Genomic DNA, 26,787 nt, shown 5'->3' with positions numbered 1-26,787 from the left:
GTGGCGGGTCAGCGGTCGGTGGTGGTGCGCAGGTCGATGCCGCGGTGGTGGGCGTCGGCGGAGACGATCCGGGCCGCCAGTTGGGAGAGCAGCCGGCGCTCGGCGCCGGACAGCGGTGCGACGGCGCTCTCGATCTGCTCGGCGAACTGGGTGGAGGCCTGTTCGACCAGGTGCCGCCCGGCTTCGGTGATCGAGACCTGCACCGAGCGGCGGTCGGTCGCGCTGGCGGTGCGGACGACCAGGCCGCGGCGCTGGGCCCGGTCGACCAGTCCGCTGATCGAGGACTTGTCCAGGCCGAGGAGCCGTCCGAGCTGCTGCATGGTGGGTTCGCGGTCCCGGAGCACCCCGAGCAGCCGGGTCTGGATGATCGAGAGGTCGTGTCGGCCGGAGATCTCGGCCAGCGTGTTGTGGACCAGGAACGACAGCTGGGCCAGGGCGTCGACCAGGTCGTGCGGGCCGCCGCCGGGAAGCGGTGCCGCCGGGGACGGGGTCTCGTTGCGCGACGTCATGCCCCGATCCTACTTGCAAAGGTACGTGCCACGCACTAATTTAGTCCGTGGCACGTACCAATCTGGTGCGTGCCGGCAGCACCAGCCTGGAGGAGGCCCCATGAACATCCACGCCGCCGTGGTCAGCTCGTTCGACCACCCGCCCCGCTATGAGCCGTTCCACCTGCCCGACCCCGACCCCGCCGACAGCGACCGGCAACTGGTGGACGTCCTCGCCGTGGGCCTGCACCCGCGGGTGCGCAGCGGCGCCTCCGGCAGCCACTACACCAGCGACGGCAAGCTGCCGCTGGTCCCCGGCGTCGACGGCGTCGGCCGGCGCCGGGACGGCACCGCGGTCTACTTCGCCGCCGCCGATGACCTGGTCGGCCCCATGGCGACCCGCACCGTCATCGACACCCGCCGCAGCGTCGAGCTGCCCGACGGCGCCGACCCGGTGCGGATCGCCGCGGCCATGAATCCGGCGATGTCGGCCTGGGTGGCGCTGCGCCGCCGGGTCCCGCTGCAGGCCGGGCAGTCGGTGCTGGTCCTCGGCGCGACCGGCAACGCCGGCCGGATGGCCGTCCAGATCGCCAAGCGCCTGGGCGCGGGACGGGTCGTCGGCGCCGGCCGCGACCTGGACCGCCTGGCCGCACTGCCGGGACTCGGCGCCGACGCCACCGTGGCGCTCACCGCAGACGCCGACGCCACCGCGGCGGCGCTGGCCGACGCGGCCGCCGAGGTCGACGTGGTGGTCGACTACCTGTGGGGCAGGCCCGCCGCCGAGGCGATGCTGGCCGTACTGCGCGCCCGGGCCGACCGCAGCCGCGCCCTGGACTGGATCCAGATCGGCTCCATGGCCGGCCCCACCATCGAACTGCCCTCGGCCGCGCTGCGCTCGGCCAACCTGCGCCTGCAGGGCAACGGCCAGGGGGCGGTCTCCACCAGGGCCTACGTGGCCGAACTGCCCTCCCTGGTCGAGGAGATCGGGAACGGCGGCCTGGCGATCGCCACCCGGGCCGTCCCCCTCGCCGACGTCGAGACGGTGTGGACCGAACCCGAGGTGCCCGGGGTGCGCACCGTCCTGGTGCCCTGACCGTGCAGCACCCGGCGGGGGACCGGGCCCTCGCCCGGCCGGGGGACCGGGACCGCCGTCCGGGATGCCGACCGACCCGACCGGACGTAGCGTTCCGGCATGGAGTTCTGGTTCGTCGCGACCGTCGCCGACGGTGAGTGGACGCTGCAGCTGCTCGCGGAGCGCGGCGACGTCCTGTTGGAGCTGCCCTTCGCCGGCCGGGCCGACTGCGAGCAGGCCATCGCGACGATCCGCGAGGCCCCGGTCCGGTACGTGCGGGCGACGACGCCGGCCGTCTCCGGCAGCGCCAGGTCCGAACTGCCCACCGACCCCCCACCGGACACCGGCGCCACCTGACCCGCCGACCGACCGGCCGGCCGCCGACCCGCCGACGGTGCGTCAGGAGCGGTGGTAGGTGTAGACCGTGGTCGCGACCTCGCAGACGCCGGGCTGGATGATCTCCACGCGCACGGTCGCGGTGCTGGGGTCGTAGTCGATGCCCTCGCCCTCGAAGGTGCCCGAGCAGATGCTCTGCTGCGGGATCGAGCCGACCTCGGTGACATGGGCGGTGGTGTCCATCCCGGTCAGCTGCGAGGGCAGGTCGACCTCCAGGATCGGCTTCTGGTCCGGGAACAGCGACCGCGAGTCGTCGTCGGAGACGCAGAGCAGCTGGGTGGCGGTGGTGAAGTCGCAGCCCTGGATGTCGTTGACGGCGTGGTCCAGGTGGATCAGCCCCGACAGCGGCAGGTTGCCGCCGGTGCGCGGGGTCGCCGGGTTGAGCAGCGGGGTGGGGTAGATCTGCAGGTGGTCCATGGTGCCCCACTCGCCGGCGACCATCCACTGGGTGTCCGGCGAGACCGCGTCGAAGGAGTTGTTGTAGAGCTCGCCGGCGACCAGGGTGTGGGTGTACTGGTAGGTGGCCCCGGACGGGGTGGTGACCCGGAACATCTTGCTGGTGGGGCTGGAGGCGCCGCTCTGGTAGGCGTCGAACACGTACCCGGCGGCCGAGTCCGGGTCGCCGATGTGGCTCCAGTTCGCGACCAGCAGCGACAGCGGGATCGAGGCGACGCCGCGGTAGAGCACGGTGTCGCTGCCGTTGCTCGCATGGACGGTGGTGACGCCCTCGCCGGCGCCGAGGGTGCCCTGCGTCGAGCTGCCGGTCAGGGTCAGTACGGAGGTGTCGGCGTGCGCCTGGCCGGCGACGGCGGTCATGGCGAGGCAGGCCGTGGCGGACAGGGCGAGGACGCGCGCGAGGGACCGGGGGCGGACCGACAGCGACATGGCGGGCTCCAGCAAGTCGATATTGACGCGGACAGAGCAATGGTGGTCGCCCTCCCGGCGGACACGCCAGGACCCGCCGATGGCGAAAGTCTGTCGGTCCCCCGACCCGAAGGAGAACTCCGGGGGCGGTCACCCCGCGCGTCCTGGTCCGTCACGTCGCCGAGGCTGAGGCGGCCCTCGCCGGGGCGATCACGTCGTTGCCGAAGCGTTCCATCTCGCGGTGCTGGGGCGAGAACTGGAGCAGCATCAGGTCGACGCCGGCGCGTTCGTAGGCGTCGATGCGGGCGGTGATCTGCTCGGGGGTGCCGACCAGTCCGGCGCGCAGGCCGCGGTTGGAGACGCTGTACTCCTGCAGCGAGACCTCCGACTCCAGGTGCGAGCCCTCCACGAAGTCCCGGTAGGAGGCATAGGCCTCGGGGGAGGAGCGGACGTTCAGGATGCGGCGCAGCTCGTCCTGGGCCTCCTGTTCGGTGTCGCGGCAGATCACATAGCCGGAGACGCCGAAGGTGAGCGGCGGGAGGCCGCGGGCCGCCCGGCGTCCGCGCATGTCGGCGATCTTCGCGGCGATGGTCTCCGGCGGGTCGCCGTGCATGACGTAGGCGTCGCCGCGGGCGGAAATCAGGTCCTTGGCGGTGGGGGACTCGCCGCCCATGTAGACGGTGGGCCGACGGCTCGGCTTGGGTTCCAGCACGGCGCCCTGGAGGTCGTAGAGGGCGCCCTGGTGGGTGACGGTCTCCTCGGTGAACAGCCGGTGCAGCACGTCGAGCCATTCGGCGGTGCGGGCGTACCGGGCGTCGTGCACGTCGAAGGGGACGCCGTACTGGGCGGCCTCGTCCTTCCACCAGGAGGAGACGACGTTCAGGCTCAGCCGGCCCGGGGCGATGGTGTCGAGGGTGGACAGCGCCTTGGCGGTGAGCGCGGGCTGGTGGTAGTTGGGCCGCACCGCGAGCATCAGTTCCAGCTGCGCGGTGACCGCGGCGATCGCCGGGGCCAGGGTCCAGGCGTCGATGCTGGGGGCGCGGTGCCCCTTGATGTCGTTGAGGTTGAGTTCGGCGATCAGGGTGAGGTCGAAGCCCTGCCGCTCGCTCGCGACGGCCAGGTCGCGCAGGTAGGGCCAGTCGATGGACATCTCCTCGTCGGGGACGTTGCGCAGCCAGCCGCCGAAGATCGGCATCCAGTACCCGTAGCGCATCAGGAGTTCTCCTCTTCGGCGATCAGCCGCTTCAGCAGCCGGGCGATCTGCCGTGGCCCGGAGCGCGGGGCCGCAGCCTCGACCTCGGGGTTGTAGTTGGTGTTGGTGTTGACGTCATAGGTGACCAGGCGTCCGTCGGTGGTCTCGACGAACTCGAAGCCGGCCACCTCGATCCGGTGCCGGCGGGCGAAGTCCAGGTACTGCTTGAGCACCGGGTGGTCGAAGCCCTCGCGCAGGGCGAACAGGCTCGGCGCCGCCGGGCCGCCGTCGACGGCGCAGGCGTCGGCCGGACAGAGCTCGAAGCCGCCGCGGGCGGTGTCGGCGGTGAGTGCGTAGACGACCTCGCCGTCCACGACCTCGACGCGGGTGATCCGTGGCTCGGTAGCCCGCAGGTACTCCTGGAGCAGGGTGATCCCGTCCACGGGCGGCTGGTGGTCCGGGTCGGCGAGGTGCCCGGCGAAGGCGTCCACGCTGTCGAAGAGGGCGACGCCGAGCCCCTTGCCGCCCTGGTTGTGCTTGGCGATGAAGGGCGTCGGCAGGGTGGCAGCGGCCTGCAACAGGGCGTCCGGGCCGACCACGGCCAGGGTGCGCGGCACCTCGATGCCGGCCGCCCGCAACGCGGTGAGCTGGTCGACCTTGCTCATCTCCAGTTCCAGCACCCGGCGACCGTTGACCACCCGGCGGCCGTGCGCCTCCAACCAGCTGAGCACCGATCGGGTGTGGTCCTTGGCCAGTCCGTGGCCGCGGGTGTGGGCCGAGGCGCTCATCCGGGACCAGAACACGCCGCGCGGCGGCTCGGCGTCCAGGTCGAGCACGCCGGTGCCCAGCAGCCAGGGCTCGTGGTCCACGCCCTCGGCCTCAAAGGCCGCCGCGAACGGCGGGTACCAGTCCGGGTTCTCATGGATCACATAGGCCTTCACCCGGTGTACCGCCCTTCGCCGTTCCGATCGCAGCCCGAGGCTATCGCACAGGTTTTCGTGATGGCCGCCGCGTGCTCAGGACCGGTTCAGCAATGAGGCCACGTGCGGGGCGAGTTGGTCGAGCTCGATCAGGAAGGCGTCGTGCCCGTAGGGCGACTCGACCACCCGGAGCCGGTCGGCCCCCGGGATCGAGGCGGCGAGCTGCCGCTGCAGGGGCAGCGGGTAGAGCCGGTCCGAGTCGATGCCCACGACCACGGTGGGCGTCGCGATCCGGCGCAGTGCCGCGTCGCTGCCGCCGCGTCCGCGTCCCACGTCGTGGCTGTTCATCGCCTCGGTCAGGACCACATAGCTGCCGGCGTCGAAGCGGTGCGCCAGCTTGGCCGCGTGGTGGTCCAGATAGGAGCCGACGGCGTAGCGGCCGCCGTGCCAGGGGTCCTCGCCCGGCTGGGCCGCCGAGCCGAACCGGGTGTCCAGCTCGGCCGGCGCCCGGTAGGTCAGATGGGCGATCCGGCGGGCCGTGCCGAGACCCAGGTGCGGGCCGCGCCCCGGTCCGGCGTCGTGGTAGTCGCCGCCGCACCAGCCGGGATCGGCGCGGACGGCTGCCAGCTGGGCGTGGGCCCAGCCGATCTGCTCGCCGCCGGAGGCCGCCGGGCAGGCGGCCAGCAGCAGCGCACCGACCCGGTCCGGGCGGCCGACCGCCCACTCCAGCGCTCGCATGCCGCCCATGGACCCGCCGAGCACCAGCGCCCAGCGGTCGATCCCCAGCGCATCCGCGACCGCAGCCTCGGCCTCGACCTGGTCACGGACCGTCAGATAGGGGAAGGCGGAGCCCCAGCGGCCGCCGTCGGGGCGTACCGAGGACGGTCCGGTGCTGCCCTGGCAGCCGCCGAGGACGTTGGGCGCCACCACGAACCAGCGGTCGGTGTCCACCGCCCGGCCCGGACCGATCAGCCCGTCCCACCAGCCCGGGGTCGGATGCCCCGGCCCGGCCCGGCCGGCGGCGTGGCTGTCGCCGGTCAGCGCGTGCAGGACCAGGACGGCGTTGGAGCGGTCGGGCGCGAGCCGCCCCCAGGTCTCGTAGGCGATCCTGACCTGCGGAAGCGTCCCGCCCGCCTCCAGTTCGAGCGGTTTCGGCAGTTCGACCCACTGCCGCCGACCCACCGGGTCGCCCGGCTGCCAGGCCCCGCTGGCCGGCGGCTGCGTGCCGGACGACCCGGTGCCGGTGGCCCCGGTGCCGGACGACTGCATGCCGGACGGCTCGTTGGCGGCCGGCTCCGCGCCGCCCGCCACCGGGGCCACCGGCCGCGCCCCCACGGTCAATCGCCCGCCACCTGGGCCGTCGCGTCGGTCGACTGCGCCGCCTCGGCCGTCCCTGCCGCCTTGGCCGCGCGGAACCCGGCCTCCAGGTCGGCCTTGAGGTCGGCCAGGTTCTCGATGCCGACCGAGAGCCGGACCAGGCCCGGGGTCGCCCCGGTCGCGGCCAGCTCCTCCTCGCCGAGCTGGCTGTGGGTGGTGGAGGCGGGGTGGATGATCAGGCTGCGCACATCGCCGATGTTGGCCAGGTGGCTGAACAGGCTGACCCCGTCCACGAACCGCTTGCCGGCCTCGATGCCGTCCCGCAGTTCGAACGCCAGCACCGCACCGGCCCCGCGCGGCAGATAGCGCTGCCCGGCCTGGTACCAGCGGCTGGACGGCAGACCCGGGTAGTGCACCGCGGTCACCTCGTCGCGGCTCTCCAGCCACTCGGCGATGGCCTGGGCGTTGGCGGTGTGGCGCTCGATCCGCAGCGACAGCGTCTCCAGGCCCTGGAGCACCAGGAAGGAGTTGAGCGGCGCGATGGCCGGACCGAGGTCGCGCAGCAGCTGCACCCGCAGCTTGACGGCGAAGGCCGGTGCGCCCAGGTCGGGCCAGTAGCGCAGCCCGTGGTAGGACGGGTCGGGCTCGTTGAAGCCGGGGAAGCGGTCCGCGTGCGCCCCGTAGTCGAAGGTGCCGCCGTCCACCACGGCACCGGCGATGGCCGTCCCGTGACCGCCCAGGAACTTGGTCGCCGAGTGCACCACGATGTCCGCGCCGTGCTCGATCGGGCGCAGCAGGTACGGCGTGGGGACGGTGTTGTCCACGATCAGCGGCACTCCGGCGGCGTGCGCCACATCGGCGACCCCGCGCACGTCCAGCACGTTCCCGCGCGGATTGCCCAGGGTCTCGGCGAACAGCGCCTTGGTGTTCGGACGGATCGCCGCCCGCCAGGCGTCCAGGTCGTCAGGGTCGTCGACGAAGGAGACCTCGATGCCGAAGCGCGGCAGCGTGTGCCGGAACAGGTTGTAGGTGCCGCCGTAGAGCGAGGTGCTGGAGACGATGTGGTCGCCCGCGCCCGCCAGGGTCAGGATCGCCAGCGTCTCGGCGGCCTGGCCGGAGGCGGTCGCCACGGCGGCGACACCGCCCTCCAGTGCGGCGATGCGCTGCTCCAGGACGTCCTGGGTGGGGTTGTGGATGCGGGTGTAGATGTTGCCCTCCTCGGCGAGCGCGAACAGCCCGGCCGCGTGGGCGGTGTCGCGGAAGACGAAGGAGGTGGTCTGGTAGATCGGGACCGCCCGGGCACCGGTGGTCGGGTCGGGCACGGCTCCGGCGTGCACCTGCTTGGTCTCGAAGGACCAGCCGGCGGTGTCGGCGGTCGCCTCGGCCGAGGCGACCGCAAGGTCGAGCTCGGCGCCGGCGGGGTCGATGGAAGGGCTCACGTGGACGGCTCCATTCACGGGGTGGCGCGCACGGGCCCGGCACCTGCTTCCGGCCGACGGTTCGGCAACGGGAGGTGTGCGGGCACGGCGGCGCGCCGAAGAAGGTTCTCTTGCGCCAGGGGCGGGGACCGCGCGCCGCAGGGGGGCGAGCGGTGCGGATGAACGGGGCTTCCGGGGGCGGTCACCGGAGCGGGCGCGGCGGTCGCCGCCCGCGGTCGAGTCAGCTGGGGCGGCTACACCTGGTGCTGGTGCTGCGCCCGTAGTCCACGTGGCGGCGGCTGACAAGAACGGTCATGGCGGTGAGGATAGTCCGGTTCGTGGCCTCCCGGCCAGTCTTCTGCCGCGCTGTCACCTGCGGCAATGCGCGGTATCACGCCGTTCACAATCGCCTGGCGGGCGCCGGTGGAGCGGGCGATCGACGGCATTGTCCAAGTCGCGGCGAGCGGTTAACGTGGCTTCTGGTTATGAGCGTCAGTGTCAAGCCCTGGCTTGCTGACCGGCAACCCTCGTCCGCGGTGGGGTGCTCCAGGTGACGACCCGACAGGACGCCCGTCCTGTAAGCGCGAGACCCCCTGCGGGGCCGAGGAGTGCGAGGTGATTCCCGTGCAGATCCGTCGTTCCGGCAGCAGCAGTGCGCCGCGCCCGCAGGGGTTCCGTCAGCTCCGGGCCGCCAGGCGCCACGTGGACCTGCTCCGGGTGAGCAGCGCACTGTGTCCGGGGACCTCCCCGGCCTGTTGACGCCAAGGGTCGGCCGACCGCGCGCCGCCCGGCTCCGACCGACAGCGGCAGACCCGCGCCGGTCCTGACCACGCTGCTTCCCAGCGGCCTTACCCGTGGCCCCCGCCGCGCGTTCGATCGCGGCGCTGCCTGCCTCCGGGCTGCCCTGCACTCCACCGACCCGAGAAGGACGACAGAACTGTGGCACACGTCGTAGTAGTGGGTGGCGGGGTCATGGGCTCCGCCGCAGCCTGGCAGCTCGCCTCGCGCGGCTTCGCGGTGACCCTGCTGGAGCGGGGTGCAGCCGGGCACACCGAGGGCAGCTCGCACGGCAGCTCCCGGATCTTCCGGCTCGCCTACCCCGACGCCTTCTATGTCTCGCTGGCCGCGCGGGCGCTCCCGCTGTGGCGTCGGCTGGAAGCGGAGTCCGGCATCGAGGTGCTCAGCCTCACCGGCGCGGTGGACCACGGCCCGCCCGCCGCGATCGAGGCGCTGCACGGCGAGCTCCGCGCGGGCGGGCACGCCGCCAGGGTGCTCGGCCCCGAGCAGGCGGCCGAACGCTGGCCGGGGCTGCGCTTCGACACCAGCGTGCTGTTCCACGCCGCCGCCGGACGGCTGCACGCGGACCGGGCCGTCCTGGCGTTCCAGCAGGCCGCCGCAGCCAAGGGTGCGGTGGTCCGGCACGGGGTCCGGGTCGCGAAACTGCTCCGGCACGGCGCCGACAAGGTCGAGGTGATCACCACCGGGGGAGAGGCGGTCACGGCGGACGCCGCCGTGGTCGCGGTCGGCGGCTGGGCCCCCGGCCTGGCGGCCCGGTCGGTCTCCGGCCTGCCGCCGCTGCGGGTCACCCAGGAGCAGCCGGTCCACTTCCCGGCCCCGGACGCGCTGGACTGGCCGAGCTTCATCCACCACGGCGGAGCGGCGCTGGCTGAGGACTCCGGTGTGTACGGACTGGGCAGCGAGGACGGCGTCAAGGCCGGCTTCCACGCGGTCGGCCCGGTGGTGGACCCGGACCAGCGCGACCGCAGCATCGACCCGCTGGCGCTGCGTCAGGTCCAGGAGTACGCCGAACGCTGGCTCCCCGGCGTAGACGCCTCCGCGCCCACCGCCACCACCTGCCTCTACACCCTCACCCCGGACCATGACTTCGTAGTGGACCGCGACGGCCCGGTCACCGTACTGGCCGGGTTCTCCGGCCACGGCTTCAAGTTCGCCTCGGTCATCGGCGAACTCGCCGCCGACCTGGTGACCGGCCGGCCAGGCGCCCGCCGCTTCTCGCTGGGACGCACCGACCCGGCACGCGCTGACCCGGAACGCGCTGACCTTGGACGCACCGACCCGGCACGCACCGACGGAGGGAAGACCGCATGACCGCGACACCGGCAGGCAGCAGCACCTCCTTCCACTGGTTCCTGCCGACCGGCGGGGACGGCCGGCAGCTCGGCGGCTCGGTCCACGGCGTCGGCATCGGCGCGGACGGGAGCAGCAGCGCGCCCCGCCGCACCGGGGGAGAGCGTCCGGCCACCCTGGCCTACCTCTCCCAACTCGCCGAGGCCGCCGACGACCTCGGCTACGAGGGGGTGCTGACGCCCACCGGTGCGCACTGCGAGGACGCCTGGATCGTCACCGCCGCGCTGATCGCCAGGACCCGGCGGCTGAAGTTCATGGTCGCCTTCCGCCCCGGGCTGGTCGAACCAGCGCTGGCGGCGCAGACCGCGGCCACCTTCCAGCGCCTGTCGCAGGGACGGCTGCTGCTGAACGTGGTGGCCGGCGGCAGCGACGCCGAACAGCGCGGCTACGGCGACCGGTTGGGCCACGACGAGCGCTACGCCCGCGCCGAGGAGTTCCTGGACGTGGTCCGGGCCTCCTGGACCGGCGACCGCTTCGACCACAAGGGCGAGCACTACCAGCTGGAGGGCGCCCAGCTGCGCCGTCCCCCGGAGCCGGCCCCGCGGATCTATTTCGGCGGCTCCTCCGACCCCGCGATCACGTTGGCGGCCCGGCACGCCGACACCTATCTGACCTGGGGAGAACCGGCTCCGCTGGTCGCCGAGAAGATCGCCCGGGTCCGCGAGCGGGCCGAGGCCGAGGGCCGCACGCTGCGGTTCGGACTGCGGATCCACGTGCTCAGCCGGGACACCGCGGCCCAGGCCTGGCAGGCCGCCGACGCGCTGATCGCGGGCCTGGACGACACGGCGATCGCGGCCGGCCAACAGCGGCTGCGCGCCCTGGAGTCCGAGGGCCAGCGCCGGATGCTGGAACTCCACGGCGGCTCCCGGGACCGGCTGCTGGTGGCGCCCAACCTCTGGGCCGGCATCGGCCTGGTCCGCGGCGGCGCGGGGACCGCGCTGGTCGGCAGCCACGAGGAGGTCGCCGAACGCATCGACGAGTACCGCGCGGCCGGCGTCGACGAGTTCGTCCTCTCCGGTTACCCGCACCTGGAGGAGGCCTACACCTTCGCCGAGTGCGTCCGCCCGCTGCTCTGACACCCCGTCAATCAATCAACCACGCCGACGAACCGACCGGAGGAATGCGCTGATGACCGACGACCGACGTCGCCGGGCGCGACGTCCGCCCCGGTGGTGGTGGCTGCTCCTGCTGGACCGCTGGACGCCGGGGCTGATCGCCTTCGGCTGCTCCCTCTGGGGCATCTGCACGCCCTGGCCCTGGCCCGAGGCCCGGCAGCGGACGGGTCCGGCCGACCACCCGCCGCCCGGCCATCCCGAACGCCTCTGCGTCCACATCCCACCGACCGAGGTGGAGCGTGACCTCTGGTCCCGCCTCGGCCTGCCCACCTGACCTCTTGACTGTCCGTCAACTCAGCTCACCTGCATGAAAGGCCCTGCCATGCCCATCGAGTTCCTCGGTATCGCCGCCACCAACGACGGCTCGGAGACCAACCCCCGCAGCGGGGCCTCGTTCGACAAGGAGTACACGCTCAGGCTGGCCCGGGCCCATGAGGACCACGGCTGGGACCGGGTGCTGTTCGCCTACGGCTCCGGCTCGCCGGAACCGGGCACCTCCGCCGCGTACATCGCGGCCAACACCAGCCGGCTGCAGATCCTGCTGGCGCACCGGCCCAACGTCTCCTACCCGACGTTCGCGGCCAAGGAGTTCGCCACCCTGGACCGGATCAGCGACGGCCGGCTCACGGTCCACTTCATCACCGGCGGCAACGACCACGAGCAGCAGCGCGAGGGCGACTTCCTGACCAAGGACCAGCGCTACGCCCGCACCCGCGAGTACATCGAGATCGTCAAGCGGGCCTGGACCGAGCATGAGCCCTTCGACCACCAGGGCCAGTACTACCGCTTCAACGACTTCGCCGCCGACGTCTTCCCGGTGCAGCAGCCCCGCCCGGACGTCTCCTTCGGCGGCTCCTCGCCCGCCGCCTACGCCGCGGGCGGCGCCGTCGCGGACATCTACGCGCTGTGGGGCGAACCGCTGGAAGAGACCGCCAAGCAGATCGAGGCGGTGAAGGCGGCGGCCCGGGCGGCCGGACGCACCGACCCGCCCCGGATCCAGGTGGCCTTCCGGCCGATCATCGCCCCCACCGAGGAACTCGCCTGGGAGAAGGCCCACCGCACCGTCGCGGCCATCAAGTCCCGTCGTGAGTCCGGCGCCTGGAGCCGCAGGGCCGGTGTGGCCAACCCGCAGAACACCGGTTCGCAGCGGCTGATCGCCATCGCCGAGCAGGGCGAGCGCTACGACCGCGCCCTGTGGACCCCCACCGCCGCCGCGACCGGCGGCGCCGGCAACTCCAACGCCCTGGTCGGCACCCCCGAGACCGTCGCCGAGGCGCTGCTCGACTACTACGACCTCGGCGTCGACATCCTCTCCGCCCGCGGCTACGACCTGCTCGGCGACGCCATCGACTTCGGCCGCCACGTCATCCCGCTGGTCCGCGAGGGCGTCGCCCGCCGCGACGCCGAGCGCGCCCGCACCGCCGCGGAGACCGTCACCACCCCTGAGGGAGCGCTCCGTTGACCACCACCGTCCCGCAGTACGAGGTCCGCGCCACGGTCCTGGCGGATCCGCTGGTGCAGCCGCTGCTGACCGAGCTGGAGCACGAGTACACCACCCGCTACCCCTCGCTGGCCGGCACCAGCAGGGAGCTGTCCCGCTACCCGGCCGAGGAGTTCGAGCCGGACCACGGCGGCCTGCTGCTCCTGCTGCTGCAGGACGGCGAACCGGTCGCCGGCGGCGCCTACCGCCGCTACGACGAGCACACCGCCGAGCTGAAGCGCATCTGGACCCACAGCGCGCACCGCCGCCGCGGCCTGGCCCGCCGCGTCGTCCACGAGCTGGAGCAGGCCGCAGCCGCCGCCGGCTACCAGCAGGTCTACCTCACCACGGGCCCGCGCCAGCCGGAGGCCAAGGGCCTCTACCTGGTCACCGGCTACACCGCCCTGTTCGACCTGACCGCCGACCCGGAAACCCTCGGCGGCCCACTCCCCTTCGCCAAGCGCCTGACCGGCACCCACCCGCTCCGCTCGGAGGACTTCCCCCCGACCCCACGGGTGGACTTCGGGGCCGCCACACCCACCAGTCACTCCGGGCCGGGGGAGTGAAGGTGGCGACCGGATGCGTCATCGGCGAGAGCCTCCGCCCCGGAGCGGTCTTCGAACCGCCAGGGCTGAGGATCCGTCGGATCACCCGGCTGGACCTGTCGGACACGGTCGGTCCGCACCAGCCGCCGCTGTGGACGGTCGTCGACTTCGAGGTCGACGACCGGGAGGCCGACGGTGTCGCCGAGGCGCTGGCTGGCTGCCTCCGTGCGGAAGGCGGCTGGTACGCCGATCTGCGGGTCGGCGACCAGCGTGTGATCGTCTTCGCCGGCACGGTGTACCGCTACGCTCGCGGGGACACGGCCGTTCGCGCCCAGGCCCGCGCCCACGGCCGCTCGGTGGGCGTGCCCGAGCACCAACTCGACTGGCAGGACTGACGGACCGGAGGGAAGCACCGATGACCACGCTGCAGGAAGCCAGTGACCTGGGGCAGCAGGAGAGCGGGCTCGCGGTGGTGTCGACGCTGCGGGCGGATGCCACGGTGCAGGCCTCGGTCGTGAACGCCGGGCTGCTGCCGCATCCGGCCACCGGAGTCCCGGTCCTGGCCTTCGTCACCTACGGGCGGGTGAAGCTGGCCAACCTGCGGGCCCGGCCGCAGCTCACCGCGACCTTCCGGCACGGGTGGCAGTGGGCGACCGTCGAGGGCCGGGCCCAGCTGGCCGGCCCCGACGACCCCCAGCCCTGGCTGGACCCCGAGGGCCTGCGCCTGCTGCTGCGCGCGGTCTTCACGGCGGCGGGCGGGGTGCACGAGGACTGGGCCGAGTACGACCGGGTGATGGCCGAGCAGCGACGCACCGTGGTCCTGGTCGAGCCGTCCCGAGTCTACGGAAACGCCCCCACCGCCTGAGCGCGACCCGGGATCCGGCCCCGGGACCCGGGCGCCGGGCGCCGGCTTCCTGGTGCGGGCGGCGGAACGGGACTAGGGTGCGAACGTGATCGCCGAGGAGCAGTCCACCGCGCCATCGGACGGTGTTGCGGCATGTTGAGCCTGGATCTGCACCCGATCTACCGCAACAACCGCGACATCGAACTCGCCATGCGCCAGTTCCTCTTCACGGCCGCCCGCTCCGGCGAGCCCGCCGTCGAGATCATCCCCGGGAAGGGGACCGGCCAGCTGAAGCGGCGCGTGCTGGCGTTCCTCGACCAGAAGCACATCAAGAAGCTGTACCTGCGTCACGAGTCGCCGCCCGGCAACGAGGGGCGTGTGATCGTCCACTTCCGCGAAGCCGGGTAGTCGGCCAGGGTCAGGACGCCACCCGGGCCCGCTCGGCGTCCACAGTCGCGGCCACCTGGCCGCGTGCCGAGGTCAGCCACTTCTCCAGCTCCTCCGACGCGGTGTAGTCCGAGTCCAGCAGGAACAGGCCCCGCACCGGGACGGTCGCGCCCAGCTCCACCAGGACCGGCTTCAGCAGCAGGTCCGCGGCCAGCGAATGGCGCCAGTGCGCGCCGAGCAGCAACGGCACCGCCGTGGTGCCCGCGAGCGAGCCCGAGCCGAGCCGGTCCAGGAAGAGCTTCAGCAGACCGGTGTAGCTGGCCTTGTAGGTGGGGCTGGCGGCGATCAGCAGGTCGGCGCCCTCGACGGCGGCGATGGCCTCGGCCACCCGCTGGTCCTCGGGGTCGAACAGCGCGGCCCCCAGGTCGGCGAGGTCGATGCTGTGGTCGGCCTGAGCCCCCGTCAGCCGCTCGGCGACAAGGTGCGCCGCCTCGTAGGTACGGGATCGTGGTCTCGGGTTGCCGACGAGGACGACGACGCTCACGGCGCTCTCCTGACTGACTAACTGGCTCACTGACAAACGGACTGACTGGCTGGCTGACGGTGGGTGGCCGCGGGGCCTTGAGCCGCCCCCACCATCTTCGACGGGGAGTGTTAACCGAGTACTGCCGCAGTGTGTCGCGATTCCGGCTCAGGCCTGCCCGCGGGACCTCCGGTGCAGGTCGTGCACCTCCTCGTCGAGGCCGGGTACCGGTCCCCGCACGGGGAGCCCAGGTACGACATCCGTGATCGGGATCGCGCGGACGGCCGAGGGCGCGACGCCGAGCTCCTTGTACCAGGAAGCAGTCTGCTCGGCCGAGCTCACATAGACGATGCGGCCCAGCCCGACCCAGCCGTGGGCCGCCGAACACATCGGGCAGTGCTCGCCGGAGGTGTAGACGGTCGCCGCCGCCCGGGCCTCCGGGGTCAGCTCGGTGGCGGCCCAGCGGGCCAGCTCGAACTCGGGATGGCGGGTCGGATCGCCCAGGCTCACCTCCCGGTTGCGGTCCTCGGCGAGCACCGTCCCGTCCCCGCCCACCAGCACCGACCCGAACGGCCAGTCACCGGCCTCCAGAGCCTCGGCCGCCAGCTCCACGCACCGGCGCAGATGGCCCAGGTCGGCGTCGGACAGTGGGGCGTCCAAAGGGATCTCGTCCTGCGTCATGTCGTCTCTTCCCTGTTCCGTTCTCCACGCCGGGTGTCCCGGCCTCGGGTTTCTTCCACCGCTGGAACAAACATTGTCCGGACTCTCAGCCCCTGGCTATGGTCGTTTCACGAGATCGATGCGGCGCGACGCAGCAGCCCGCAGCATCGCGGCCGCCCGCGCCCGGGCCTGACGCCCCGTCCGCGTTCCATCCCGCCGTCCGACGTTTCCACGGCGTTCGCAGTGCCCAGTGTCGCGTTCCCTCCCTCCTCTCGTGATGCCGCCGCGCGGTTCTGAAATGGAGACATCATGACCAGCACCCTGACCACCGAGGCCGGTCCGGTCTCGCCGGCGCAGTACAAGGAGGTGTTCCGGCGACACCCGGCAGGCGTCGTGGTGATCACCGCCGACGCCGGCCGCGGTCCCGCCGGGTTCACCGCGACCTCGCTGACCTCGCTGTCGCTGGAGCCCGCGCTGGTGTCCTTCGGCATCTCCTCGACCGCGTCCAGCTGGCCGCACGTCAAGGACGCCGACACCGCCGTGGTGAACTTCCTCGGCGCCGAACAGGAGCCGCTGGCCCGGCGGTTCGCCACCAGCGGGATCGACCGCTTCGCCGAGCCGACCCGCTGGAGCCGCCTGCCCGGCGGCGAACCGGTGCTGGACGAAGCGCCCGGGTGGCTGCAGGTGCGGATCGAGGACCTGGTGACGGCGGGCGACCACCGCATCGTGATCGCCCGGGTCGAGGCCTCCTGGCTGTCCGGGGCCGAGCCGCACCGACCGCTGGTCCACCACAACGGCCGCTACCACTCGTTCGACCACAGCCTCGACCACTCCCTCGACCACACCCCGCACCCGGACCTTCTCCTTGGAGCCGACCCCGCATGAGCCGCCCCGAGCAGCGCAGTCTGCACTTCAACCTGTTCATCCACGACACCGGCCACCACGAGGCCTCCTGGCGGCTGCCCGAGTCCGAGCCGCTGGCCCACATCGACGTCGCCTACCACCAGCGGCTGGCCCGGATCGCGGAGGACGCCAAGTTCGACTCGCTGTTCCTGGCGGACAGCCCCGCGCTGTGGGGCGACCCGGGCCGGCGCCCGAGCGGGCGCCTGGAACCGACCGTGCTGCTGACCGCTCTGGCCGTGTCCACCAGCCGGATCGGGCTCATCGCCACCGCGTCCACCAGCTACAACGAGCCCTACAACCTGGCCCGCCGGTTCGCCTCGCTGGACCACGTCTCCGGCGGCCGGGCCGGATGGAACATCGTCACCACCGCCGGCGACGCCGCGGCCCGCAACTTCGGCCTGGAGGGCCAGCCGACCCACGCCGAGCGCTACGACCGGGCGGCGGAGTTCATCGAGGTGTCCACCAAGCTCTGGGACAGCTGGGAGGACGACGCGGTGGTGGCCGACAAGGACCGCGGGGTGCACGCCGAGGCGGACCGGGTGCACCGGTTCGGCCACGTCGGCAGGCACTTCCGGGTGGACGGTCCGCTGAACGTGCCGCGCTCGCCGCAGGCCCATCCGCTGCTGGTGCAGGCCGGCTCCAGCGAGGACGGCAAGGACTTCGCGGCCCGCTACGCCGAGGCGGTCTTCACGGCCCAGCCGACCCTGGAGGAGGGCCAGGCCTTCTACGCCGACGTCAAGCGACGGGCCGTGGCCGCCGGTCGCGACCCTGAGGGCGTGAAGATCCTGCCCGGCATCGTCCCGGTGATCGGCGACACCGAGGCCGAGGCCCGGGAGCTGGACGCGGAGCTGGACCGGCTGATCCAGCCGGAGTACGCCAAACTCCAGCTGGCGACCCTGCTGGGGCTGGACCCCGACCGGTTCGCCCTGGACGAGGAGCTGCCGTCGGACCTTCCCGAGGAGGACGAGATCGAGGGCTCCAAGAGCCGCTACACGCTGATCGTCCAACTGGCCCGGCGGGAGCGGCTGACGGTCCGGCAGCTGATCGGCCGCCTCGGCGGGGGCCGCGGACACCGCACCTTCACCGGCACGCCGGTGCAGGTCGCCGACACCATCCAGCACTGGTTCGAGCACGGGGCGGCCGACGGCTTCAACATCATGCCGGCCGTGCTCCCCTCCGGGCTGGAGGTGTTCGTGCAGCGGGTGGTGCCGATCCTGCAGGAGCGCGGCCTGTTCCGCACCGAGTACACCGGCCGCACCCTGCGCGAGCACTACGGCCTGCCCCGTCCCGCCAACCGCTTCGCCTCGACCCTGGTGGGCGCCTGACGACTTGTCGGTTCCCGGCGGCGCTGCGCCGCAGGTCCTGACGGCGACGCAGCATACGATCGGCCCATGACCGACACCTCCCCGCTGGTGGCCCTCCTCGGCCTGGAACCCCACGTCGAGGGCGGCTGGTTCCGCGAGACCTGGAAGACCTCCGGCGAGACCGTGCCGGAGGGTTACCCGGGCCCGCGAGCCTTCGCCACCGGCATCTACTTCCTGCTGCACCCGGGCGAGGCCTCGCGCTGGCACCGGGTGCGCTCGGACGAGCTGTGGCTCTGGCACCGAGGCGGCCCGCTCCGCCTGCGGCTGGGCGGCACCGGCGAGGCCCCGGACGAGACCGCCGCGACGGAGGGCGTACTCGGCCCGCAGGTGGAGCAGGGCGAGCGCCCGCAACTCCTGGTACCCGCCGGCACCTGGCAGTCCGCCGAGCCCGCAGCCGACCAGGCAGTTCTGGTCAGCTGCATCGTCGCCCCCGGCTTCGACTACGCCGACTTCACCCTGGAAGAACCAGCCGACGGGACCTGAGGACTCCTAGACCATGGGCAACCTGCCAGTGCCGGATTCCCAGTGCTACTCACGTTCTGTGGTGAACCGCCGCCAGACGGGTGCTGCGAAGAGGTCCGGGGTGGGGTTGTCATCGGGTTCCACACCGAGGAAGCGCCAGAAGTCGCGGACCGCGTAGGCATCCAGTCGCCCGCACCGGTCGCCTGCGCGTACCGGGGAGTTTCTCGGGTCGTTGTCAGACCAGTAGAAATCCTCGAACGAGTCGTCGTCGATGCTGACACTGGTGAGGTAGCCCCGGGCGTGCTCCAGGTTCAGTCCGAGGTCCGGGAACTGGGCCACGAGCAGGTCCGGGCGTCCGGTGCGCGGGCGATCGTGGAAGAAGCCATGCCCGGCTTCGGTCCATTGGACGAAGTGGTCCACTTCTCTGCCGTGGTGGAAGAGCTCGTAACCCCACAGGTCGCCGTCGTAGACGAAGGTCAGCAGTCCGGGGCAGGCGTAGGTCCGCGAGACATGGAGCTGGGCGCGGCGACGCAGATCCCAGCCGCGCGTCCATTCCAACACGGTCCAACCGTTGTCGTGCTGGTGGAGCGTGTAGCAGTCCTTCACCGAGGAGTCAGCGCCGGCGAGTCGGTACTGCTGGCTCTGCCAGAACTCGTCCAGTGCGTCGTACACCTGTTGGTGATCGACGTCGTAGAACAGGTTGCACCGCAGGAAACCGCCCATGCATCACTCCGTGCGGGGGAACTCGGCGAGGGGAACGGGAACGCGCCCGTAGTGTCTCAGGCTGTCGATCGCCCCCATATACCGGCCGGGTGATTCGCCAGGACGTACCGCCGCCCACCAACGTATTCGGATCAGTGCACGGGGAACTGCTAGCGTCCGGAACGCCCTGCTTGCTCCACCCCGGGCTGAAAGCCCGCCAGATCGGGAGTCCCTGCTCATGAATGTCGACGGCGAGCGCCGGCCCGCAGAGCGGCCGTTCCGGTTGATCGTCTCGGGTGGCGGCACCGGCGGGCACACCTACCCGGCGCTGACCACGGTGCGGGCGATGAGGAACAGGCTGGCTGCCGAGGGCCGGTCACTGGACGTCCTGTGGGTGGGCACGGCCAGCAGCCTGGAAGAGCGGGTCGCCATGGGTGAGGGCATCGCTTTCGCACCGGTCGCGACGGGGAAGGTTCGCCGCTCCAGCAACCCGCTCAAGATGGTGTCGGCGGCGAACATGCGGGACATGGGACGGGTGCCCCTGGGCGTCGCGCAGGCCCGGACGATCGTGGCGCGGTTCGGGCCGGACGTGGTGCTGACCACCGGCGGCTACGCCTGCGTCCCGGTAGGCCTGGCCGCGAAGATGTGCCGCCGTCCCCTGGTGGTCCACGAGCAGACCGTCCGGTTGGGGCTGGCGAACCGGTCTCTGGCCAGGACCGCCACGCGCGTCGCGGTCTCCTCGGCCTCCACCCTGCCGCTGCTGCCTCAACCGGTGCGCGAGACTGCGGTGGTGACGGGTAACCCGGTACGCCCCGAGGTACTGACCGGCCAGGCGGACAAGGCCGTCGAAGCCTTGGGGCTGCACTCCTTCGACCGCCGCCTGCCTACCGTCTACGTCACCGGCGGCGCCCAGGGTTCCGCCCAGATCAACGGGCTGGTACGCGACCTCCTGCCCTGGTTGCTGTCGCGGGCCAACGTCGTCCACCAGTGCGGCCCCGACAACCTCACCGAACTGCAGTCCACCCTCGCGCCGCTGCCGGCGGATCTCCGCGCGCGCTACCTGCTGACCGGCTACGTCGGCCCGGAGCTGCCGGACGTCCTGGCGCTGGCTGGCGTGGTGATCTCGCGCAGCGGGGCGGGCACGATCGCGGAACTCACAGCGCTGGGCAAAGCGTCGATCCTGGTGCCGCTGGCCAGCTCGGCCGGTGGCGAGCAGACCCACAATGCCCGCCACCTGCACGACGCCGGCGCGGCCGCCGCCCTGCTGGGGGAGGCGACCGCGCCAGCGCTGCGCGGACTGCTTGAGCCGCTGCTCGATGATCCTGAGCAGCGGGTCGCGATGGCAGAGCGGGCCCGGTCGCTGGGACGTCCGGACGCCGCCGAGCAGTTGGTCGACCTCCTGCTGACCGTCGCCGGAGAGCACTGAGTATTCCGGTACGGGTCAGGGGCGGGGGGACAGCTTTCTGGTCCAGTCGCGGCGGTCACCGAGCAGGTGGCTGTCGCGCCGGTAGTGGGTGACTGCCCGGTCGTGGTCCTGGGGGCGCGGGCTGATGAGGTCCAGGCGCGGCAGGGTGTCGGTGATCAGGAGCCGGCCGTGCTCCATGGCGCGGTTCCATACGTCGCGGACCTCGTCCACCTCGGGCCAGATCGAGAAGTGGGCCTCGCCGAGGATCGGACCGGAGTCGATTCCGGTGTCGATGGCGTGGATGGTGATGCCATGCCGGTGCTCGCCGTTGAGTAACGCCCAGTTGACGGGGTTCGCTCCCCGGTAATCGGGGAGCGGGCCGGGGTGGCAGTTGACGATCTGACGGGTGGCATTGATCAGTTCGGGGCCGATGATCCTGTCGTAGAGGACGCTGACGACAAGGTCGCAGTGACCCGGCTCCAGGTCCCGCCAGTCGCCGGAGCGCACGACCCGGGTCCCGGGCCAGTGGTCGGCGACGTAGTCCGACAGACGGATGTCCCACATCGGCTCGTCGGAGTTGGGCACCACGGTGTCCAGGACGGTATCGGGCAGAGCCCTGACGACCTCGCAGGCGTGGACCGCCAGCGACCCCTTGCCGAGCACGGCGGCCCGCCTCACCGCGGCCGTCCCACCGGGAGAGCCCGAGCAAGGGCGGTGGCGACGTACTGGATCTCGTCCGCGCCCAGGTGCTGGTGGAAGGGCAAGGTCAGGATCTGCCGGCCCACGCGTTCGGTGACCGGAAGCTCGCGCCGCCAGGGGGCGAACGCGGCTTGCAGGTGGTTGGGCGGGTAATGGACGCCGACTCCGATCCCCTGGTCGTGGAGTCGGCGGAAGACGGCGTCGCGGTCAGGCACGAGAACCGCGCACAGGTGCGGCACCGAGCGGTCCACGTCGACGTCCACCAGCGCCGCCCCGGGCACTTCCTGAAGAGCCTCCTGGTAGGTGCGCCACAGCTGTTGGCGCGCTGCGGCAGTCTCGGAGAAGCGGTCGAGCTGGGCCAGGCCGATGGCCGCGTTGATCGAGGACATCTGGTAGCGCAGGCCGAAGCCGTCCACCCGGTAGGTCGTAGCTGTTCTGCGTTCGGCCTGGGACTGAGTGACGCCCAGCATTCGGAAGCCTCGGGCCTGTTGGGCCTCCTCCGGGCTGCGTGGGATGACCATGCCACCCTGACCGCACGTCAGATTCTTGATCGGTCCGAAGCTGAAGCAGGTCAGCGCCCCGGTCGCGCCGACCGCCTGGGTGCCGGCCATGGACCCGAAGGCCTGGGCGGCATCCTCAACCACGGTGATGCCGCGCTCCTCCAGGTCCGGCCGGACAGTGGACAAGTCGACGGCCCGGCCGCCGTACAGAACGGGCAGCACCGCCTTGGTGGCCGGGTTTAGGGCGTCCAGGACACTGCCCGGTTCCAGGCAGACGGTGGTCGGATCGATGTCGGCAAAGCGAGGAGTGGCACCACAGGCCAGGACGGCCTGGACGGTGGCGCAGAATGTGAGGGACGGCAGGATCACCTCGTCGCCGGGGCCGACCCCGGCGACGAGGAGGGCAGTGTGCAGGGCGGCAGTGCCGGAGCTGACGGCCACCGCCTCGGGCACGCCGAGGAACCGGGCGATCCGGTCCTCGAATTCCTCGGTGACCTCGGTGTGCCCGTACTGACCGCCGGCCAGGACGCGGGCAACCGCGTCGGCTTCGGTCCCGTACAGGAAGGGGCTGGAATTGCGGCTGCTGCCGCGCATGGTGATGGTGTTGGACATCTCGGCCTCCTGCGCAGAGCGGCGGATCAGACGGGGTGGTGCATGGGCCGCGCATCGCCGGCCCGCACATGGGGCGCCCAGCGGTCGGGGTTCCGGCGATACCAATCGACCGTGGCGGCCAGGCCCCCGGTCAGGTCCCAGGTGGGCCGGTAGCCGAGCTGGTTGGCGATCTTCGACCAGTCCATGGCGTATCGAAGGTCGTTGCAGGTCCGGTCGGGGATGTGCTGGACGCGATCCCAGCCGGCGCCGAACAGTTCCAGCAGCATGCCGGTCAGCTGAGCGCTGGTCAGGTCGGTGCCGCCGCCGATGTTGTAGACCTCGCCAGGAGTCCCCCCGCGTAACACCAGGTCGATGCCCTGGCAGTTGTCCTCCACGTGGAGCCAGTTGCGCACGTGTTCTCCGCGGCCGTGCAGGGTGACGGGTTCGCCCTTGAGGAGGCGTGTCACGAACAGCGGGATGATCTTCTCGGGGTGTTGGGCGGGCCCGTAGTTGTTGGAGGAGCGGGTCACGCACACCGGCACCCCGTAGGTGCAGTGGTAGGACAGGGCGACCATGTCGGAGGCCGCTTTGGAGGCGGCGTAGGGGACGGTGGGCCGCAGCGGCGCGGACTCGTCCGCACAGCCGAAGGCCAGAGGTCCGTAGACCTCGTCGGTGGACACGTGGACGAACCGGCCGGTGCCGAATCGGCGGACCGCGTCCAGCAGGGTGTAGGTGCCGAGCACGTTCGTTCGCAGGAACGCGCCCGCCTCGAAGAAGGAGCGGTCGACGTGGGACTCGGCGGCGAAGTGAACCACCGCGGTGTGCTGCTGCACGAGTTCGTCGACCAGGTGGGCGTTCAGAATGCTGCCCTGGACGAACTCCAGCTTCGGGTCGGTCAGGGCTTCGCCGAGGTTTTCGCGGTGTCCGGCGTAGGTGAGCGCGTCCAGGACGGTGATCTGGTCGACGTCATCGGCTGCCAGGAGTCGGCGGACGAAGTGGGAGCCGATGAAGCCGGCTCCACCGGTCACCAGGATCCGGGCGGTCACAGTGGGAGTTGGGGTGAGGTCGGTTGGGGCGGGGTTCCGCAGTGCGGTCACGGGCGGCCTCCAAGAGGACGGCGCACCTGAAGGGCGCGCAGGTTCCTTAGGGAACTTTCCCGCTAGTTCCCTAAGGAAGTCAACACCCCGGTGCCGCCGGCCCAACCACTCACGTCACGCTGGAAACTCCCACTCCATCAGATAACGGGAGGCATCCAGCGTCATCTCGTTAACCTCCACCGGGACGCCGTCGCGCGCGAACGCGAACCGCACGATCAGCACCACCGGGCTGCCCGCCCCCAGTTGCAGAGCCTCCGCCTCCTCCGGCAGCGGCATCCGCGCCCGGACCTGCTCACGGAACGCGACCGGCGCCCAGCCCAGCTCCGCCAGCCGCGCATAGGTGCCGCCGGGCCCGCTGTCCGGCCGGGTGATAGCCGAGCCGGCCACCAAGCCCGCTGGCAGATAGGAGGTCGCAAGCATCACGGGCACGCCCTCCACCAGGTAGCGCCGGTCTCGCACCCACACCGCGGCCCCTTCCTCCAGGCCCAGCGATTCGGCGATGCGGGCGGGGCAGGGCTGCTCGGCAACGGTCGCACGATCTACGGTCATGGGCCGCTGGTCCAGGTCCGCCTGCCAGATCGAGCGCCCGCTACCCCATTGCTCTGCCGCCAAGCGCTTGCCGGCCTGCCGCAGGATCGGCCGGAAGGACCGCACTCGCGTCCCCGAACCGCGGCGCGCTTCCGTCAGCCCCTCCGCCGCGAGTACCGCCAGTGCACGTCGCGCCGTTTCGGCGGCGACGCCGTACTGCTCCACCAAGGCGTTCTCACTCGGCACGACCGCCCCGGGCGGCAGATCCCCGTCGAGGATGCGGCGGCGCAGGTCATCGGCGATCTGGCGGTACGGCGGGGTCGGCACGGCTCCTCCAAAGGATCAGTTCCTTAGGGAAGCACCGTAGAGCACTCTGAGCTCCGGGGCACCGTGGGTGGCACCATCGGTAAGGTCGCTCAAAGGGATTGGTGAACCCCGGACCACGGCCACGTCGCTGAGGAAGACCGGGTGCTTCCCATGGCGGGCCAAGGGACCCCCGCGGACGCGGCACAGGGCCCACGCCGGAACGACTGGTAGGACGCCCCAAGCGTTGGGCCCATCACGGGAGATGACAGCCGGACACCGCCTCACCGCGGGATGGGGCTCAGCTCCAGCCGTAGCGTTCCTTGAGGCGGTTGGTGACCAGGTTGAAGCGGCCGCGGTCCAGGGCGCAGGCCTCGCGGCGCATGCCCTGTTCGTGCAGGCGGAGCACCCGGTCGATGGAGATCCAGGAGTCGCGGCCCTCGCGGTCCCAGGGGCCCTCGCCGATGGCCACCCAGTCGGCGTCGCGGTCGTGCTGCTTGCTGGAGAGCTGGACGGCGAGCAGCGTGCCGTGCTCCTCGCGGGCGACCACGAGCACCGGGCGGTCCTTGCCGCGGCCGTCGTTCTCCTCGAACGGGACCCAGGTCCAGACGATCTCGCCGGGGTCGGGGTCGCCGTCATGGGCCGGCGCGTACTCGGTGCGGACCGGGCCGACGCGGTGGGCGTCGGCCTCGGTGGTGGCGCTGGGTCCGCTGCGGCCCGGGAACTCGTACTCGGCGCTGTCGGAGGGAGTTGAGAAGGTCGTCATGGCAGAGACGCTAGGGCCAGCGGTGATCGACATCCGCACCGGGGTGGGTGCCGGCGCGCCGTTGATTCAAGAGTCGTATACAACGTTGGTCCGACGGCGGTAGGCCGAGCGGGCCCGGTCGATGTGACGGGCCACCAGTGAGCGGGCCAGCTCCTCGTCCCCGAGTTCCAGCGCGCGGACGATCTCGGCGTGCTCGCTCCAGGAGTCGGCGGCGCGGCGCGGGAGTTGGACCGAGTAGACCCAGGCGATCTTCTGGCTGAGCTGGGTCACCAGCTGGGTGAGCGTCCGGCTGCCGGAGGCCTCGGCGATCACCTCGTGGAAGCGGCTGTTGAGCCGGGCCACCTCGGCCAGCCGGTCGCCCGCCACCGCGTCCTGCCCCAGCGCCACCAGCTCCTTGAGGCGTCCCAGCTGTTCCGGGGTGCGCCGCAGCGCGGCCCGCGCCGCGCCCAACGGCTCCAGCAGCGCGCGGACCTCCAGCAGGTCCTCGGCCTCGCCGTCGTCCAGCTCGACCACGGCGATGCCCGCGTAGGGGCGCGAGTGCAGGAAGCCCTCGGCCTCCAGGGTGCGCAGCGCCTCGCGCACCGGCACCCGGGACACCCCGTACCGCGCCGCCATGGCCTCCTCGGTGAGCCGCTGGCCGGGCCGGTGCACGCCGTTGATCACGTCATCGCGGATCGCCCGGCTCACCGCCTGGGCGGACATCCGCCCGCGCGGTTCCGGTTGCGGGGACCCCTGCTCGGACATGGCTCACCTCGATTGAATACAATCGTCGCACCGATCGTGGAAGGATGGATGTGGCGAACGTACTACAGCAGGGCCACGGCCCTGGAACGCACCGGCGTCCGCACCCCTCCGGCGAGCGGCTCGGTGCCCGGTGAGCGCGCTGCGCTCCACCGTGAGCGGCACCCTGGCCCGCTTCGGGGTGGACCCCTATGTCCTGGCCATCCTGGCCACCGTCGGCACCGCCGCGCTGATCCCGGCCCGCGGCCAGGCGGCGCGCGGCCTCGGCGACCTGACCACCGCCGCCATCGCGCTGTTGTTCTTCCTCTACGGCGCCAGGCTCTCGCCCCGCGCCGCGCTGGACGGCGCCCGGCACTGGCGGCTGCACCTCACCATCCTGGCCGCCAGTTTCATCGTGTTCCCCGCACTGGGACTGGCCGCCCAGGCGCTGACCACCCCGCTGCTGGGACCGGAGCTCGCCAAGGGCGTGCTGTTCCTGTGCCTGCTGCCGTCCACCGTGCAGTCGTCCATCGCCTTCACCTCCATCGCCCGGGGCAACATCGCCGGCGCGGTCTGCGCGGCTTCCTTCTCCAGCCTGCTGGGGATCGTGGTCACCCCACTGCTGGCCTCCGCGCTGCTCGGCGGTGGCGGGACGGTCAGGATCGACGGCGGCTCGGTGCTCAGCCTGCTGCTGCAACTGCTGCTGCCCTTCCTGCTGGGCCAGGCGAGCCGGCGCTGGACCATCGGCTGGCTGACCGCCCACAAGCCGGCGATGACCGTGGTCGACCGGGGCTCCATCCTGCTGGTGGTCTACGCGGCCTTCAGCGAGGGCATGGTCGCCGGGGTCTGGCACTCCCTGTCGTTCGCCCGGCTGCTGGTCCTGATCGCGGTGTGCGCGGCGGTGCTGGCGGTCGCGCTGCTGCTCACCGCCGCGGCCGGACGCAGGCTCGGCTTCGACCGGGCCGACCGGATCACCATCGTCTTCTGCGGCTCCAAGAAGAGCCTGGCCAGTGGTCTGCCGATGGCGGCGGTGCTGTTCGCGGGCCACGACGTCAGCGTGATGGTGCTGCCGCTGATGCTGTTCCACCAGATCCAGCTGATGGTCTGCACGGTGCTGGCACGCCGGTGGAGCAGGTCCGGGGCGGACGGGGACCGGCAGCCCGAAGCCGCACTGCCCGCGCCCCGGCCGCAACCGGTCCGAACCGCCCGCGCCGACCGACTCGACCTCGAACGAGGCGGCATGGCCGAGGATCTGCCGGGCAGGCGGTAGTCGTGGTGCTCAGCAATGCCACCTGTCTCGGCCCTCCGCGGCTCACCTCTCCCTGACGCGGAGGGCCGACCGGCACCGTGCGGTCGGCACCCTGCGCTCGGCACCTTG

Annotated in this window: 31 protein-coding genes and 1 riboswitch; of the genes, 16 read left to right on the top strand and 15 right to left on the bottom strand. The window is 72.0% G+C overall.

What is annotated here, in order from left to right:
- Positions 1-8 precede the first annotated feature (8 nt).
- The gene (locus tag ABUW04_RS04880) at positions 9-509 is read right to left on the bottom strand and encodes a MarR family winged helix-turn-helix transcriptional regulator (protein ID WP_380563039.1); all 501 of its coding nucleotides are present in this window, start codon (positions 507-509) and stop codon (positions 9-11) included.
- 100 nt (positions 510-609) lie between these two features.
- Between ABUW04_RS04880 and ABUW04_RS04875 the strand changes: the two genes are divergently transcribed.
- Positions 610-1,581, top strand: coding sequence for a zinc-binding dehydrogenase (locus ABUW04_RS04875; protein ID WP_380563037.1), 972 nt, complete (start codon positions 610-612; stop codon positions 1,579-1,581).
- Positions 1,582-1,680: 99 nt separating this feature from the next.
- The gene (locus ABUW04_RS04870; RefSeq protein WP_380563035.1) at positions 1,681-1,917 is read left to right on the top strand and encodes a hypothetical protein; all 237 of its coding nucleotides are present in this window, start codon (positions 1,681-1,683) and stop codon (positions 1,915-1,917) included.
- A gap of 42 nt (positions 1,918-1,959) precedes the next feature.
- Here ABUW04_RS04870 and ABUW04_RS04865 read toward each other — a convergent pair whose 3' ends face one another.
- The 5 genes from ABUW04_RS04865 to ABUW04_RS04845 all read right to left on the bottom strand — a co-directional run bounded on the left by ABUW04_RS04865 (position 1,960) and on the right by ABUW04_RS04845 (position 7,676).
- Positions 1,960-2,841, bottom strand: a complete 882-nt coding sequence (locus ABUW04_RS04865; RefSeq protein WP_380563033.1) for a hypothetical protein — start codon at positions 2,839-2,841, stop codon at positions 1,960-1,962.
- A 151-nt stretch (positions 2,842-2,992) separates the two neighbouring features.
- Positions 2,993-4,033: an LLM class flavin-dependent oxidoreductase gene (locus tag ABUW04_RS04860; protein WP_380563031.1), complete on the bottom strand. Its 1,041-nt coding sequence runs from the start codon at positions 4,031-4,033 to the stop codon at positions 2,993-2,995.
- Positions 4,033-4,953 (bottom strand): ATP-grasp domain-containing protein, encoded by a 921-nt coding sequence (locus ABUW04_RS04855; RefSeq protein WP_380563029.1) that lies wholly within the window; start codon positions 4,951-4,953, stop codon positions 4,033-4,035. Before ABUW04_RS04855 ends, ABUW04_RS04860 begins: the two co-directional genes overlap by 1 nt.
- A gap of 75 nt (positions 4,954-5,028) precedes the next feature.
- Positions 5,029-6,201 carry a homoserine O-acetyltransferase MetX gene (metX, locus tag ABUW04_RS04850; protein ID WP_380563458.1) on the bottom strand — a complete coding sequence of 391 codons (1,173 nt, stop codon included), beginning with the start codon at positions 6,199-6,201 and terminating at the stop codon, positions 5,029-5,031.
- Between the two features lie 68 nt (positions 6,202-6,269).
- Complete coding sequence (locus tag ABUW04_RS04845; protein ID WP_380563457.1) at positions 6,270-7,676, bottom strand: bifunctional o-acetylhomoserine/o-acetylserine sulfhydrylase; 1,407 nt, start codon at positions 7,674-7,676, stop codon at positions 6,270-6,272.
- 472 nt (positions 7,677-8,148) lie between these two features.
- A riboswitch (SAM riboswitch) is annotated at positions 8,149-8,257 on the top strand.
- A gap of 25 nt (positions 8,258-8,282) precedes the next feature.
- Between ABUW04_RS04845 and ABUW04_RS04840 the strand changes: the two genes are divergently transcribed.
- The 9 genes from ABUW04_RS04840 to ABUW04_RS04800 all read left to right on the top strand — a co-directional run bounded on the left by ABUW04_RS04840 (position 8,283) and on the right by ABUW04_RS04800 (position 14,207).
- Positions 8,283-8,426 (top strand): putative leader peptide, encoded by a 144-nt coding sequence (locus ABUW04_RS04840; protein ID WP_380563027.1) that lies wholly within the window; start codon positions 8,283-8,285, stop codon positions 8,424-8,426.
- A 180-nt stretch (positions 8,427-8,606) separates the two neighbouring features.
- Positions 8,607-9,776 (top strand): FAD-dependent oxidoreductase, encoded by a 1,170-nt coding sequence (locus ABUW04_RS04835; protein ID WP_380563025.1) that lies wholly within the window; start codon positions 8,607-8,609, stop codon positions 9,774-9,776.
- The gene (locus ABUW04_RS04830) at positions 9,773-10,891 is read left to right on the top strand and encodes an LLM class flavin-dependent oxidoreductase (protein WP_380563023.1); all 1,119 of its coding nucleotides are present in this window, start codon (positions 9,773-9,775) and stop codon (positions 10,889-10,891) included. The genes ABUW04_RS04835 and ABUW04_RS04830 overlap by 4 nt, the downstream gene beginning before the upstream one ends.
- A gap of 52 nt (positions 10,892-10,943) precedes the next feature.
- Positions 10,944-11,204, top strand: coding sequence for a DUF6059 family protein (locus ABUW04_RS04825; protein WP_380563021.1), 261 nt, complete (start codon positions 10,944-10,946; stop codon positions 11,202-11,204).
- A gap of 48 nt (positions 11,205-11,252) precedes the next feature.
- Positions 11,253-12,392, top strand: a complete 1,140-nt coding sequence (locus ABUW04_RS04820) for an LLM class flavin-dependent oxidoreductase (RefSeq protein ID WP_380563019.1) — start codon at positions 11,253-11,255, stop codon at positions 12,390-12,392.
- On the top strand, positions 12,389-12,976 hold the full coding sequence (locus ABUW04_RS04815) for a GNAT family N-acetyltransferase (RefSeq protein ID WP_380563017.1): 588 nt from the start codon (positions 12,389-12,391) through the stop codon (positions 12,974-12,976). The genes ABUW04_RS04820 and ABUW04_RS04815 overlap by 4 nt, the downstream gene beginning before the upstream one ends.
- A gap of 2 nt (positions 12,977-12,978) precedes the next feature.
- On the top strand, positions 12,979-13,350 hold the full coding sequence (locus ABUW04_RS04810) for a hypothetical protein (RefSeq protein ID WP_380563015.1): 372 nt from the start codon (positions 12,979-12,981) through the stop codon (positions 13,348-13,350).
- 20 nt (positions 13,351-13,370) lie between these two features.
- The gene (locus ABUW04_RS04805; RefSeq protein ID WP_380563013.1) at positions 13,371-13,820 is read left to right on the top strand and encodes a TIGR03618 family F420-dependent PPOX class oxidoreductase; all 450 of its coding nucleotides are present in this window, start codon (positions 13,371-13,373) and stop codon (positions 13,818-13,820) included.
- 132 nt (positions 13,821-13,952) lie between these two features.
- On the top strand, positions 13,953-14,207 hold the full coding sequence (locus ABUW04_RS04800; protein WP_380563011.1) for a Smr/MutS family protein: 255 nt from the start codon (positions 13,953-13,955) through the stop codon (positions 14,205-14,207).
- Between the two features lie 10 nt (positions 14,208-14,217).
- Here the strand turns inward: ABUW04_RS04800 and ABUW04_RS04795 are convergent, their stop codons facing one another.
- Together ABUW04_RS04795 and ABUW04_RS04790 are read right to left on the bottom strand one after the other, a co-directional pair.
- Positions 14,218-14,730, bottom strand: coding sequence for an NADPH-dependent FMN reductase (locus ABUW04_RS04795; protein ID WP_380563009.1), 513 nt, complete (start codon positions 14,728-14,730; stop codon positions 14,218-14,220).
- 147 nt (positions 14,731-14,877) lie between these two features.
- On the bottom strand, positions 14,878-15,390 hold the full coding sequence (locus ABUW04_RS04790; RefSeq protein ID WP_380563007.1) for a nucleoside deaminase: 513 nt from the start codon (positions 15,388-15,390) through the stop codon (positions 14,878-14,880).
- A gap of 288 nt (positions 15,391-15,678) precedes the next feature.
- Between ABUW04_RS04790 and ABUW04_RS04785 the strand changes: the two genes are divergently transcribed.
- From ABUW04_RS04785 to ABUW04_RS04775, 3 genes are all read left to right on the top strand, one after another.
- The gene (locus tag ABUW04_RS04785) at positions 15,679-16,254 is read left to right on the top strand and encodes a flavin reductase family protein (RefSeq protein WP_380563005.1); all 576 of its coding nucleotides are present in this window, start codon (positions 15,679-15,681) and stop codon (positions 16,252-16,254) included.
- Positions 16,251-17,597 carry an LLM class flavin-dependent oxidoreductase gene (locus ABUW04_RS04780; protein ID WP_380563003.1) on the top strand — a complete coding sequence of 449 codons (1,347 nt, stop codon included), beginning with the start codon at positions 16,251-16,253 and terminating at the stop codon, positions 17,595-17,597. The genes ABUW04_RS04785 and ABUW04_RS04780 overlap by 4 nt, the downstream gene beginning before the upstream one ends.
- Before the next feature lie 66 nt (positions 17,598-17,663).
- Positions 17,664-18,119: a cupin domain-containing protein gene (locus ABUW04_RS04775; RefSeq protein WP_380563001.1), complete on the top strand. Its 456-nt coding sequence runs from the start codon at positions 17,664-17,666 to the stop codon at positions 18,117-18,119.
- Positions 18,120-18,164: 45 nt separating this feature from the next.
- Here ABUW04_RS04775 and ABUW04_RS04770 read toward each other — a convergent pair whose 3' ends face one another.
- On the bottom strand, positions 18,165-18,821 hold the full coding sequence (locus tag ABUW04_RS04770) for a hypothetical protein (RefSeq protein WP_380562999.1): 657 nt from the start codon (positions 18,819-18,821) through the stop codon (positions 18,165-18,167).
- Positions 18,822-19,038: 217 nt separating this feature from the next.
- Between ABUW04_RS04770 and ABUW04_RS04765 the strand changes: the two genes are divergently transcribed.
- Entirely contained in the window at positions 19,039-20,226 is a 1,188-nt protein-coding gene (locus ABUW04_RS04765) for a UDP-N-acetylglucosamine--N-acetylmuramyl-(pentapeptide) pyrophosphoryl-undecaprenol N-acetylglucosamine transferase (protein WP_380562997.1), read from the top strand.
- Positions 20,227-20,241: 15 nt separating this feature from the next.
- Here the strand turns inward: ABUW04_RS04765 and ABUW04_RS04760 are convergent, their stop codons facing one another.
- The 6 genes from ABUW04_RS04760 to ABUW04_RS04735 form a co-directional block, all read right to left on the bottom strand.
- On the bottom strand, positions 20,242-20,883 hold the full coding sequence (locus ABUW04_RS04760; RefSeq protein WP_380562995.1) for a formyltransferase family protein: 642 nt from the start codon (positions 20,881-20,883) through the stop codon (positions 20,242-20,244).
- Positions 20,880-22,016 (bottom strand): DegT/DnrJ/EryC1/StrS family aminotransferase, encoded by a 1,137-nt coding sequence (locus ABUW04_RS04755; RefSeq protein ID WP_380562993.1) that lies wholly within the window; start codon positions 22,014-22,016, stop codon positions 20,880-20,882. The genes ABUW04_RS04760 and ABUW04_RS04755 overlap by 4 nt, the downstream gene beginning before the upstream one ends.
- 26 nt (positions 22,017-22,042) lie before the next feature.
- Positions 22,043-23,083, bottom strand: coding sequence for a dTDP-glucose 4,6-dehydratase (gene rfbB / locus ABUW04_RS04750; protein WP_380563455.1), 1,041 nt, complete (start codon positions 23,081-23,083; stop codon positions 22,043-22,045).
- Positions 23,084-23,206: 123 nt separating this feature from the next.
- On the bottom strand, positions 23,207-23,947 hold the full coding sequence (locus ABUW04_RS04745; RefSeq protein ID WP_030253053.1) for a GntR family transcriptional regulator: 741 nt from the start codon (positions 23,945-23,947) through the stop codon (positions 23,207-23,209).
- Positions 23,948-24,224: 277 nt separating this feature from the next.
- Positions 24,225-24,689, bottom strand: a complete 465-nt coding sequence (locus ABUW04_RS04740) for a type II toxin-antitoxin system PemK/MazF family toxin (protein WP_030253051.1) — start codon at positions 24,687-24,689, stop codon at positions 24,225-24,227.
- A 66-nt stretch (positions 24,690-24,755) separates the two neighbouring features.
- A complete protein-coding gene (locus ABUW04_RS04735) occupies positions 24,756-25,433 on the bottom strand; it encodes a GntR family transcriptional regulator (RefSeq protein WP_051725190.1) in 678 nt (225 codons plus the stop codon).
- A 130-nt stretch (positions 25,434-25,563) separates the two neighbouring features.
- On the opposite strand from ABUW04_RS04735, the gene ABUW04_RS04730 reads away from it, so the two are divergent.
- A complete protein-coding gene (locus tag ABUW04_RS04730) occupies positions 25,564-26,679 on the top strand; it encodes a bile acid:sodium symporter family protein (RefSeq protein WP_380562991.1) in 1,116 nt (371 codons plus the stop codon).
- Positions 26,680-26,787: the final 108 nt, after the last annotated feature.

This window comes from Streptacidiphilus jeojiensis (genome assembly GCF_042510965.1).
GTDB lineage: Bacteria > Actinomycetota > Actinomycetes > Streptomycetales > Streptomycetaceae > Streptacidiphilus > Streptacidiphilus jeojiensis.
This window is presented reverse-complemented; position numbering and strand designations above follow the sequence as displayed.